We start from the raw sequence: 12749 nt of genomic DNA, 5'->3' as shown, positions 1-12749 counted from the left end.
AACAAGGGACAAAAAACCTGGAAAGCGAGTCGTTATACATGGACGCAAGTATCAAGAGTTTTGATGAGAATGATTTGCAGGGGCCGAAACTGCGTCGTTCTGAGCAGACGCGGCGCGCCAATGTCAAGGTGGCTGAGGTGTGTGAGCGTCTGCGGGCACTTGCGGCTGAGTTGGGACCAGGGAGTCGTCTGCCCAGGATGCGTGAGCTTTGTAGTACCTTCAATATTTCTAGTGCGACCTTGACCACGGCCCTGGACCTGCTCGAGTATGAACAGATTTTTTATCGTAAAGAGCGCCAGGGTATTTTTGTCTCTAATACACTCCTAAAGCGTTCAGTCCATGTCGTCTTTAATATTTCGATGATTGCTGACCATGCGACCTCTCCTTTCTGGTCATTGCTCTGGGGACGGTTGGCACAGATCTCAGAGCAGCGCTCAAAAACCAAAAATGAGCAGATTTCGTTTCACTTTCCCGGTCATACGATGCCGCACCAGTTACCAGATGAACATATTGCTTTGCTCAACTCGCCTGCGGTAGATGGCAGCGTGATCGTTGGTTTCAATGCCCATTCGGCCGATCATGTTCCCCTGCTCACCAAGCCCCACGTGGTCTTTGCGGGGGGTGGTGACTGGATGGTGAAATATGATGAGATGGAGGCGTCACGTCTGGCTGCCGAAGCATTGGTACGGAAACAGTGTCAGCGCATTGCGTATTGGTCTGCATGGGAGCAACATGTCGACGATGTTTCTGTTCAAGCCCATCATTTCTATCAGGCATTGCAGCAATGCAATCTTCCCGCAGATCCTGCCCTTTTTCGTTATGTTCCAGAGATGAGCACGCCAATGAGTCGCCCACTGACCTACCAGGAACGAGGCTACTTACTGGCCAAGGAGGTCTTTGGCTCCTCTCGGGCAGAAAAGCCAGATGGGATTTACATCAGTGACGATCTGATGACTGATGGCGCATTGGCAGCCTTTAACGAATTAGGCATTCATGTTGGAAAAGAGGTCGAAATTGTCTCGCTCTCAAATCTTGATTCACCCATTCTCTTTGGAAGTACGCAGCATATGACATTGCTCGAACAAGATCCTGAACTTCTCGTCAAAAGTATGTTTTTACTCCTGGAGGTCTTGATGAATGGTGAACATCCACATGAGGATACCGTCTATGTACCCTATCGCCTCCGTGAGGGATAAATCACACGGCTAGCGCTTCACACGCAGTGATTCTCTAAAATATTCCCGGGTCTAGCAAAAAATACAAATGGTCGTACGGATGACCATTTGTAGGGTAGTCATTGTCTTTTTTAGCCAATGAATTTGCTTGTATGTCTTTAAGGCATGCATGTAAAGGATAACTAGTGTCCATGGTTGTCTCATTCGCAACGGAAAATTGTTCACATGCTAGAGAATTTCTCTAGGTAAAGCAAAGGAGCGTACTCATGACGCATCTTCCCAGCATGAATCGACGTCGATTCATGCAAGCTGCCGCGACAACTGCTACAATGGCCTCACTTGCCGATGTCCTTGCTGCCTGTTCCAACACTGCTAGCAGTGGTAAGAGTAAGACGGCTACTATCAAACACTGGGATTTCTATGTCACCCAGGGACCCTGGGTCGACAATGAGATCAAGCTTTTCCAGCAAGCGCATCCTGACATCAAGATCAAGAAGACGACCCAGGCCAATGCCCAGTATGATAATCTGGTCGCCCTGGCCCAGAGAAGTACCAATATTCCTGACCTGGCGCTTATCCCTCAGACTCCCACATTTTATGAGCAAGTAAAGAAAAACTGGTGGCTGCCCATAAATAAGTGGGCTGATGAGAAGTGGCGCTCCAGGTTCCCGGACCTGGCCCTGCACGAAGGCAGCAATATCTTTGATGGTAAGCTCTATAGCGCGCCCTTGAACGCCCTGGCAGTTCCCTTCCAACTCTATATCAACAATGATGTCTTCAGGAAGGCCGGGCTGGTAAATAGTGATGGATCGGTGAAAATTCCTCGCACCTGGGATGATGTCACGCACGCTGCTGAGGCGATCACCAAAAAGAGCGGTGGACAGACGTATGGCCTGGGCTTTGGCAATGGTTCGTTCCCATTATTGAACTGGTGGCTCTTTATCTTCCTCATCGGTGCTGATTGCCCTGGGGGTCCAGGCGATCTTGATCTACGTACTGGCAAATATACCTTTGCGAGCAATCGTAATTACGCAGACTGGATTCATCTCTTCAAAGAGTGGAAAACCAAAAACTATATCTATCCCAACTCCCTGACTATCTCTGACGAGGTTGCGCGTGCCTACTTTGAGCGTGGCAAGTTTGGTATGACTGTGGGCGGTGTCTGGGATCAGTCCGAGTGGAAGCAACACCAGTTCACCGATTACAGTCTCACCACCCTGATTACACCAAACGAGAAGCCTGAGAGCCTCTTTCCAGTCAAGCCAGGGGGCTATACATTCGCCATCTCAACTAAAACCAAGTATCCTGATGAAACCTTTGCCTGGTTCGATTGGCTCTACAGTGTTGAGGCCGGCAAGCGCTGGGTACAGATGGGTGAAGATCTCTCTATTTTCCCCCAGAACAACAAGCCCGAGTACAATTCGTTCAAGCCGTATTCTCAGTACATCGCCACAGCCAAATTCTCGGTCACCGGTCCTGATCCCACGATCCGTAATCCTGATGTCAGCTATGTCTCACCCCAGCCAGTGACGCCCGCCATGAACGATATTCTCACGGGCTACTATACTGGTCAGGTGACTGACCTCCAGGGAGCGCTCCAGACCTTCCAGGATAAGTCGCAGCAGGCACTCAATGATGCGATCAAACTGGCGCAAAAGCAGGGGCATAAAGTGAGTGCGGATGACTATATCTTCTCGGATTGGGATCCCACTAAACCTTATATCACCAGGAAGAAGTAGACCCTGTGCGTTTCGAACATGACTGCCGTCTGATCATCCAGGATGTCTGTTTCATCTTTTATAGAGGAAGCACGTCCTGGAATGGTTGGCAACGAGCCTGTCTTTCTATGCCTGCCTGTCGGTGAAGCATTCCGAGGAAGGAAATTCAACATGCAAGTCGTATCTCCTCCACCTACTTCTGCACCTGCGCGTTCTCGTCTTGCGTATTCGCGCTCGACAGGAATCTGGCAGCAGGTGAAAAAAAACGCCTGGTCGTATGCCTACCTGGTGCCTATGCTACTGCTGCTGCTCGCGTTTATTATCTATCCCAATATCGCTTCGCTGGGCTATACATTCTATCAGTGGAACGGTATTGGTGATCCTGCTGGCTATGTTGGGCTCGATAACTTTGCGCGGGTTGTGCGCGATCCGTTCTTCTGGGGGGCATTCCAGCACACGCTGATTTATACCGCGGTGCTGGTTCCGATTCAGCTCGTGCTGGCACTGGCACTGGCGCTGGTGCTCAACAATACCAGACTGCGCTTCTCCACCTTTTATCGTGCCGTCTACTTTATTCCCTCGGTCACCTCGCCTGCGGTTGTCGCGGTCGTCATTCAATTGATCTTGACAAACTTTGGCGATGACCTGAATCAGCTTTTAATTACCTTGCGTCTCTCCCATGAACATATTGATTGGCTAGGGAACCCGACGTATGCCCTGGGCATCATTATCGTCATTGGCATCTGGCTTGGCCTGGGCATTAATCTGGTCTACTTTATGGCTGGTCTGCAAACTATCCCAGCCGAACTGTACGAGGCGGCTCGCATTGATGGAGCCAGTAGCCTCAATTGCTTTGTCTATGTCACCATTCCTATGCTACGTTCCATTGGCTTGATCATTATCATTCTGGCGCTGCTTGGGAGCTTGCAGGTCTTTGACCTGGTGCTGGTAATGACCAATGGTGGGCCTTATGGCGCAACGGAGGTCGTCAATAGCTATATCTATCACCAGGGCTTTGGTGATGCGCGCTTAAACTTACAGCCAAACGTTGGCTTTGCCTCGGCCGCCTCGCTCTTCTATGGCCTGGTTCTGATGGCTCTCTCTATCGTGCAAATTTTTGTGTTCCGCTCGCTCAACAAGCACAATACGCAGCAGTCGGCAGGCTAGAAAGGGAACATTCCGATGCAAACAACTTCTATTGGCCGGGCACAAAGAACGGCACCGCGTCCCAGACCCAGGCCCTCGTCTTTCAAGAAACGTCTGAGGGACTGGAAAATGCTTCCGGTCCACCTGTTTTTGTTGGTTGGTGGTTTCTTCTGGATCTATCCTTTTCTCTGGATGTTGGGAAGTTCGGTCAAAACAACCAAAGACTTTTTTGATCGCGGCCTGAATATCTTGCCTGGAGAGGTGGCTTGGGATAACTATATCCGTGCCTGGAACGACGGTAATTTTGGCCAGTACTTTATTAATACGATTGTGGTCTCGATCTGTGTCGTGTTCCTCGTTATTCTGGTCACGGCGATGGCGGGTTACTCGCTTTCACGTACCACTTTTCCTGGCAAAGGTCTGGTACTTGGCCTGATTGCACTGACCCTCTTCCTCCCCCATGGCTATACCATTATTCCGATTTTTGACCTGATTACACAACTTGGTCTGCTCAATACGCTTGGCTCCGTGATTATCGTGGAGACCGCGGGAGGTGTAGTCTTTAGCACCTTCCTGTTTATGGGCTATTTCTCGTCAATTGCCAAAGAAATTGAAGATGCAGCCCGTGTGGATGGTGCGAGCTTCCACCAGCGTTTCTGGATGATCATGTTACCGCTCTCCGGTCCAATCATTGCCACGGTCGCATTAATGACCTTTATTGGCTCGTGGAACAATTTCTTTGTGCCCCTGGTCTTTACATTGGGGGTGCCAGAGCTACGGACGCTGGCTGTCGGTATGTTTGCCTTCGTAGGCCAGAATACCATTGATTGGACCTCGCTGGCCGCTGGCTCGGTAATTACGCTGGCTCCCATTATCCTGGTCTTTGTCTTGCTGCAACGCTACTTTATCAATGGCGTTGCAGGAGCAGTGAAATCATAGGCATTCCCTTACTTGCAGGAGAGACTTTTCATGGATGAACATCGTTGTATTCGATTGCTGACGCGAGGTGATGACCTGGGGGCCTTTCAGGCAGGAAATCGCGCCATTGTCGACGCTTTTCAACACGGCATTCTGCGCAATACGTCGCTTATGGTGCCTGCACCGAATTTTCAGCATGCTGTCAACCTCGTAAAGCAGTTTCCGGGCCTCTGCCTGGGCTTGCATATAACGCTGACATCGGAGTGGGATACTCCCCGTTGGGGTCCGGTCTCTCCGCCTGAAACAGTTCCTTCGCTGGTTGACCAGGATGGCTACTTTTTCCGTACCACCAGGGAACTGTTTCACCATGGGGTCAATAGTGATGAAGTGATACGCGAGGTTAAGGCTCAACTTCACCAGGCACGTTCCTGTGGACTAGACATACGCTATCTAGATGAGCATATGGGAATAGGATGGATCTTTCACCCGGGAGATGCTCAGCGTAGACCACTGAATGAGGCATTCAAAGCCATTGCCTACGAGGAGGGTCTGGTCTGGGAGAAGGGTATTGCCAATCTGGTGTACCTTCCACCAATTCGGCAGGTGCTGCCAGAGACCTTGCGCCAACTCCAGGCCGGAACATATCTCCTGGTGACTCATCCTACCTATATTGATGAGGAGACGCAGCACGTTATCGGGCAGGAGCATACCCAACCTGGCGGCTTTGCCCGCTCTCGCTGGCCTGATTACCAGCTTCTCTGCGAACCAGAAATCATGCGCATCATTGATGAACGTCGTATTCAACTCATCCGCTTTGACGAGGTCGCACACTAAGAAACGGTCATACGCAGGAGAGGATGACCTGTAAAGACTGTGAGAGGGAGGTGATCGCTTCCCACATTGAAGCTCACGCGAAAAGAATGCAGATATTCTCATAAAATAGCAAACTTTTTCATGATGAAAAGGAGGTATCCATGTTCTATGGCTTCAGGCAAAGACGCGTTCGCGCCATGGTTGCACTGGTAAGCGTTGGATTGCTTACCATGATGCTCTTTGTTTCAGCAAAATTTTATACTGCCAATGCCAGTAATTCTGCTAGTACGCCAGATTATACCTGGAAGCAGCTCAAGGTTGGTGGCGGTGGCTATATCACCGGCATGGCTCTCCACCCGACCGTTGCGGGTCTGATCTACATTCGTACTGATGTTGGTGGAGCATACAAGCTTGGCCCCAATGACACCTGGCAGCAGTTGATCACGGCAAGTGCCGTTCCCAATCCTACCCCCAATGACTATAGCGTGGAAAGTCTCGCCGTCAGTGCATCCAATGCCCAGACGCTCTATCTGGCTGTTGGGAATGATCTCAATAGTCAGAATGGGCGTATTCTCAAGAGCACCAACCAGGGTCAGTCCTTTACAGATAGCGGACAACGTTGGACGATGGGGGGGAACGCCGATTATCGGCAGGGAGGCGAACGTCTGGCCGTTGATCCTCATAACGATAATGTGGTTTACTTTGGCTCACGGACAGAGGGCCTCTGGGTAAGTACGGACGGCGCTCAGACCTGGAGCCAGGTCTCGACAAGCAGTGTGCCTGTTGGTACCAATAGTGGCACCCCTGCCGGTGACAAATTCGTTCTGTTTGACCCCAATAGCGGAACAACCAATGGCAAAACCAATCGCATCTATGTCGGTGTTGCCGGTCTGGGTGTCTATCTGTCCAACGATGCCGGTGCGACCTGGAGCAACGTTGTTCCTGTAAGCTCGACACAGTTTCCCTTTAGTGCAAGTATGGCCTCAGATGGAACGCTTTATGTTGGTATCAATGCGACATCAGGGGCGGGTGCCGTTGAGAAGTATGTACCAGCCACCAACGTCGCAACCGTTATCTCCCCCTCTACCGGAGCGAACGACTATGAAGTTGCCGCCGATCCCCACAATTCGCAGCGCGTCATTGTCGGCTCAGGTGGATTCACTGGCGGTAATCTGTGGCGTACCACCAATGGCGGTAGCAGTTGGGATACCCTGGAAAACAGCGTCTCCTCATCAACTATCCCCTGGATTGCCTCTACCAATGAAAGCGACTATCTCTCCAGCGCTTTGATCACCTTTGATCCGTTTGTCGCAGACAAGCTCTGGTTTCCACAAGGGACCGGTGTATGGTATTCCACCGATAATACCGGTTCAACGATTCACTGGAATTTCTACTCCAAAGGCATTGAAGAGGTTGTCGCCAACGACTTGATTGCAGCCCCTGGTGACGCGCCGATCTCAAATATTTTTGATCGGCAGGGCTTCTACCATGCCGATGTTGATAGCTATCCCGCGCAAACACTGGTAGATAATACCTTCTGGGGCGGAACGAGCCTGGATTATAGCGGTGGACATCCAGGTACCATCGTCACCATTCAGGTAAAAAACAACTACTATCCTTCGCTGACGGGGCGAGGTGCTACTTCGACGGATGGCGGCAAAACCTGGAAGCTCTTTGGGAGCACACCCGATAACAATGTCGGCGGTAATATTGCCATCTCAGCGACCGATACCAATAACCTGGTCTGGTTGCCCAGTACTGGCAACTTTGGTCAGGGGAACTCGCCCTACTACTCAACCGATGGTGGACAGAGCTGGCATCAGAGTACAGGCATTGTCGATCCGAAGGATTCACACTGGCTCTTCTGGTGGGGCTCCAAGCGTGCTCTCACCTCTGACAAGGTCAACAATGCTTTCTATGCCATCACTTTCTCTCCCAGTAACTCGCAAGCTGGCAGCTTCTATACTTCAACGGATGGTGGGAAGACCTTTGTCGAGGCATCAAACTCGCCGGCATGTGAACAGAATGGAGATTGCCACGTCTTTGGACAGATTCATGCCGCCCCGGGTGAGGCTGGACATGTCTGGTCGAGCGGTGCCAAAGATGGCCTATGGTATACCACCAATGCCGGCCAGACGCCATGGACTAAGGTTCCCAATGTGCAGGAGGCCCGCTCCTTCGGCTTTGGGAAGGCCCTGCCAGGCTCCAGTTATCCCGCCATCTACCTTTATGGCAAGGCCAATGGTGATAGCGCCTTTGGCATCTATCGTTCCGCTGACCAGGGCGCGACCTGGAGCCTGCTTTCAGCAGCCCCTCTGGGCATCTATGATCAAGTCAATGTCACCACAGGGGATATGAATAGAGCCGGTCGTGTCTATGTGGGCTTTAGTGGCAACGGCTTTGCCTACGGCGATGACCAGAACATCGATCCATCTGCGACACCCACCCCTACTCCTACTCCATTACCTTTGCCCTGGCAGCACCAGGACATTGGCGTGACGGGCAAGGCTGGTTCTGCATCCTATCATAAAGGTATCTTCTCGGTGAGTGGTTCTGGAGCTGATATTGGAGGAACGGCTGATAGTTTTCAGTATGTCTATCAACCATTCTCTGGTGACGGCACTATTATTGCTCGCGTTGATGGTCTGCAGAATACCGATCCATGGGCCAAAGCGGGTGTCATGATTCGTGAGAGCCTGAACGAGAACGCATGTTTTGCTGACGTGCTTGTGACACCAGGAAAGGGCACCGTCTTTGAGCGCCGTTCCACTCCTGGAAGCACTGCGGTATCAACGGCAGGTTCAAAAGGAAGCGCCCCTTATTGGGTCAAGCTCACACGCGCTAAAAATACATTTACCGCATATGTTTCCAACAATGGCACGGGCTGGAAGAAGGTCGGTTCAACCACCCTCACCATGAGCCAGTCTGCTTATATCGGTCTGGCTGTAACGGCCCACAACACAAGCAAGCTCAATACCGCGAAGTTGAGCAAAGTTAGCCTGTCTATCACGTACAATTCGGTCAAAGTTCGCGGTCAATAACCTCGTTTATCACGAGTCGTCTACGGAAAATCTGGATAGAAGGAAAGAACAATCGCGTTCTTTCCTTCCTGCGTCATGCATCTGATCGTGTCATCGGATTGTCATCTGTGCACGCTATACTGTTCCTATCGTGCCATTGCGCTGGCGGTAGGATCGCTGCCCCAGAGGCTGGAGCACATTCATTTTCTGAGGAGCGTCATATGATGGTGAAGGTACGGCAATACGTAGGTTGGAGTCTGGGCCTACTGGTCATTCTTGGCATCGGGATGGTAATGATCTCTCCTTATGTCCAACTCAATCCAGCTCAAAGCAGGATCAGATTAGAGAGTTCTTTCTCCCTCCATTATGCTCTGCTGACAACGCACATATTCCTTGCATTCATTGCGCTGGTCATTGGTCCCCTGCAGTTCATCCCGGGAGTGCGGCGAAGATTTCTTTTCGTGCATCAAAACATTGGGCGTGTTTACCTGAGTTGTGTGTTGATCAGCGGTATAGCTGGCTTTATTGTTGGGCTCTATACACGTGATTTTACAAGCCAGATAGCTTTTCTCACGTTAGCTGTGCTCTGGCTTATAAGCGCGACTATGGCCTATCGTGCCATTCGCAGGCGACGTATAGCAGAACATTTTACCTGGATGGTACGTAACTATGCGTTTACGTTGGTCGCGGTTGTCGCTCGTATTATCGTTCCATTGAGCATCCTGGTGCAGCTTCTTCGCGGTCACCTTTCTCGTCCCCTGAATATCAGTCAGATCCTCGATACAACGCTCGGCACTGGCATCTGGCTGGCACTGGTGCTCAATCTTCTTGTGGCAGAGTGGCTCATTCTGCAACGAGTTCAGCGAACAGCAAAAAGGGGAGTAATTTGAAAGTATCATAAACGTATATCCTGGCCGTTGAAGATAACCAGCACTACGGTGTTGTAAACATGTTCGCAGGCGGGGACATCATGGTATGATTGATCATAATCATCATGAGAGGTTCAAGCATAACTATGAGTGAGAGAGGTGAGGAGCAGCTACCTCTGTTACGTACGAAGGTGCGCATACCATTGCTTACCAGTCGTCTGGTGACGCGTCAACGGTTACTGGCGCAACTTGAGGTTAGCAGAGAACGTCGACTGACGCTGGTTTCAGCTCCCGCTGGAGCTGGTAAGACGACGATCCTGGTTGAGTGGCTGAAATCAGTGCCAGCGACGTGCTACGCATGGCTGGCACTGGATGCGGACGATAATGATCCAGCCTGTTTCTGGCGCTATGTGCTGGCTGGCCTGGAAACGTTTGTACCGGGCCTGAGTGCTGTGTGCCTGCCTCTGCTCCAGGCGCGCTCCAATCAATATTTTCTGACTGTCCTGATCAATACTTTGAATGACCACCTGGCTGAAAGTGGCACGACCTCAATACTGGTGTTTGAGGACTATCACGTTATCACCGAGCCCACATTGCATCAGGCGGTAAGCTTTTTGTTGGAACATCTGCAGTCTTTGCACATTATCATCTCTACCCGGGCTGATCCACCATTGCCTCTGGCACGCCTGCGTGGGCGAGGACACCTGCTCGAATTGCGCGATGCTGATCTATGTTTTACCCTGCAAGAAGGACGTACCTTTTTGCGTGAAGCCATGCACTTATCGCTATCACCTGAACAGGATCAAATTTTGCTAGAGCAGACAGAGGGTTGGATCACAGGTCTGCAACTGGCGGCGCTCTTAGTGCAGGAGCAGGCTGATATCGATCGTGTCCTGCAAGGACTGCAAGACAGCCATCGTTATATTCTGGACTATCTGACCGATGAAGTATTGCAGGGTCAATCGGCAGAGGTGCGTAAATTTTTATTCTCAACCTCGATCTTGGAACGATTTTCTGCTCCTTTGTGTGATGCACTCCTCCAACAGGAGGACAGTCAGGAGCGCTTACGCCAACTTGAGCAGGCCAATCTTTTCCTGAGTCCTTTAGATGAAGAGAGGCGCTGGTTCCGCTATCACCACTTGTTCTCAGGAGTATTGCGTATCCGTTTACAGCAAGCAGGCGGTGAACACCAGTCTCTGCTGCACCGACGAGCCAGCGCGTGGTATGCGGCTCGTTGTGAGCGGCAGGAGCCGTTGCCCCCGCTGACCAGCGAACTAGAAGATGTGGTGCAGGCACGTTATGCCTTGCAGGTTGGTCGACCACAAGAAGCATTACTGATTATCGATCGCCTGTTGCCCGATGCCAAAGCTGGTGGACGCGCTGACCGTGTGTTACGAATGCAATTATTACAGAGTCTGGCCTATCATTTGCTGGAAAATGAGCAGGAGGCGCTGATATGCTTTGAAGATCTGCTACCGCTGGCCGAGCGAGAAGGCTATCTGCGCGTTTTTCTGGATGCCGGTATGCTGCTGCATGGCCTCTTTATCCATCTGGCAGAACGCCTGATGACCTCTCCCGTCATTCGTGCGGTACAGCGTGCCTGGCATCAGGGAATACCCGCCACACCCGCGCCACCTCCCCAGCGCTATACCTCCCTGGGAGCGCAGGCACTCGTTGAGCCATTAAGTGAGCGCGAAATGGAGATCCTGCGCTTGATTGCCAGCGGCGCCTCGAATCAGCAGATCGCCGACACGTTGATAATTACTGTCAATACCGTGAAGCGTCATATCAGCAATCTTCTCTCCAAGCTTGGGGGGAGCAACCGCACCCAGGCTCTCGTTCAGGCCCGCAAAATAGGACTCCTCTAATCCCTTCTTCCATAAAGGATGCTACCTCGAATAGTACCTGGGTAGCATCATCTTCGTCTATATCACTGCTACACTACGACATGTAAAGCGTTTGCTGCCAATGCAAGAAAGGAAACGACATGTCCGAGGGCCGCTATAGTATTCGCCTGCGTGGTCACCTCTCTGAGGAATGGATGAACTGGTTTGAAGGTCTGGCCGTTACCAATACACCTGAAGGGGAATGTGTGCTGCGCAGCGAGCTCGTTGATCAGGCATCGCTACATAGCATCCTCATGAAGATACGTGACCTGCGCATACCATTGCTGGAACTTACCCGCGTGGATGAGTCCCATGCTAAAGCCCAATCCTAAATCTTCCTATCCATCAATAAGCCGTCAAAATCTAATTTTTGCATCTATCGGGAGAATTGCATCATGAAACTGGCATCACAACAAACACAGCGCTTTAAACCACACTGGCTTCCTCTGGTCACACAGGGAGGCATCTTGCTCTACCTTGTTTTGGTAGTCACGCTCCATGTCTTACGACCCGACTATACCCCGCTCTTTCATGCCGAAAGTGACTTTGCCGTAGGGCCTTTTAGTTTCCTGATGACCATCGCTTTCGTCGTACGCGGCCTGCTCTCGCTGGCCCTGCTTCCTGTTCTCTGGCCGCTGGCCGCTTCCACATCTATGCGCAGGCATCCAGGATTACTGAGTCTGACGCTCTGGGGAATCGGTTCCCTGTTGCTGGCCTGTTTCCCAACTGATTTAGAGGGTACTACTCACCACACGCTACATGGAGGACTGCACCTGTTGCTCGCGGTGATCGCCTTTACTGGTATGCTGGTCGCCACCTTCAGGCTACCACGTCTGTTTGAACGGGACTGGCGCGCGACGCTATCAGGCCGAGGATTGTCTATTATTGCCTGGTTGATGCTTATTGCCTTTGTCACCATGTTTACCGCTATTGGCATAGAAATGGGTCAGCATAGCTCTGGTTACTTTGGCCTCTTTGAACGCATCTTCATCGGCCTGAGTCTGCTCTGGCTCTGGCTGGTTGCCCACCACCTGCGCAAAACAAGCGCTTAGATCCGCCAGAGCATACAGGCGATGAAAAGATACCGTTAGACAAGGATTCACGAGCTTTTCCATCTTGAAGAGCCTGTCTGCTATGGTAGTGCATTGACAAAGGCGAATTTCACATGGTACATTTGCTTTACATCGTTGTAAAAAGTAAAAAG

Annotated in this window: 10 protein-coding genes; all 10 read left to right on the top strand. The window is 51.2% G+C overall.

Annotated features, from left to right (window positions below; all coding sequences use genetic code 11):
* Positions 1-38: 38 nt before the first annotated feature.
* Positions 39-1196 carry a substrate-binding domain-containing protein gene (locus EL633_RS24255; protein ID WP_126629867.1) on the top strand — a complete coding sequence of 386 codons (1158 nt, stop codon included), beginning with the start codon at positions 39-41 and terminating at the stop codon, positions 1194-1196.
* Positions 1197-1441: 245 nt separating this feature from the next.
* Positions 1442-2914, top strand: a complete 1473-nt coding sequence (locus EL633_RS24250; protein WP_126629866.1) for an ABC transporter substrate-binding protein — start codon at positions 1442-1444, stop codon at positions 2912-2914.
* A 150-nt stretch (positions 2915-3064) separates the two neighbouring features.
* Positions 3065-4060, top strand: a complete 996-nt coding sequence (locus EL633_RS24245; protein ID WP_126629865.1) for a carbohydrate ABC transporter permease — start codon at positions 3065-3067, stop codon at positions 4058-4060.
* A gap of 15 nt (positions 4061-4075) precedes the next feature.
* On the top strand, positions 4076-4978 hold the full coding sequence (locus EL633_RS24240; RefSeq protein ID WP_126629864.1) for a carbohydrate ABC transporter permease: 903 nt from the start codon (positions 4076-4078) through the stop codon (positions 4976-4978).
* Between the two features lie 30 nt (positions 4979-5008).
* Positions 5009-5791: a ChbG/HpnK family deacetylase gene (locus tag EL633_RS24235; RefSeq protein ID WP_126629863.1), complete on the top strand. Its 783-nt coding sequence runs from the start codon at positions 5009-5011 to the stop codon at positions 5789-5791.
* A 140-nt stretch (positions 5792-5931) separates the two neighbouring features.
* Positions 5932-8811, top strand: a complete 2880-nt coding sequence (locus EL633_RS24230; protein WP_126629862.1) for a hypothetical protein — start codon at positions 5932-5934, stop codon at positions 8809-8811.
* Positions 8812-9011: 200 nt separating this feature from the next.
* Positions 9012-9680, top strand: a complete 669-nt coding sequence (locus EL633_RS24225) for a DUF2306 domain-containing protein (protein WP_126629861.1) — start codon at positions 9012-9014, stop codon at positions 9678-9680.
* Positions 9681-9805: 125 nt separating this feature from the next.
* Positions 9806-11527: a helix-turn-helix transcriptional regulator gene (locus tag EL633_RS24220; protein WP_161982397.1), complete on the top strand. Its 1722-nt coding sequence runs from the start codon at positions 9806-9808 to the stop codon at positions 11525-11527.
* A gap of 119 nt (positions 11528-11646) precedes the next feature.
* Positions 11647-11877 carry a DUF8691 family protein gene (locus EL633_RS24215; RefSeq protein ID WP_126629859.1) on the top strand — a complete coding sequence of 77 codons (231 nt, stop codon included), beginning with the start codon at positions 11647-11649 and terminating at the stop codon, positions 11875-11877.
* A gap of 63 nt (positions 11878-11940) precedes the next feature.
* Positions 11941-12597: a DUF998 domain-containing protein gene (locus EL633_RS24210; RefSeq protein ID WP_126629858.1), complete on the top strand. Its 657-nt coding sequence runs from the start codon at positions 11941-11943 to the stop codon at positions 12595-12597.
* Positions 12598-12749: the final 152 nt, after the last annotated feature.

Source organism: Dictyobacter alpinus (assembly GCF_003967575.1).
Taxonomy (GTDB): domain Bacteria; phylum Chloroflexota; class Ktedonobacteria; order Ktedonobacterales; family Ktedonobacteraceae; genus Dictyobacter; species Dictyobacter alpinus.
This window is presented reverse-complemented; position numbering and strand designations above follow the sequence as displayed.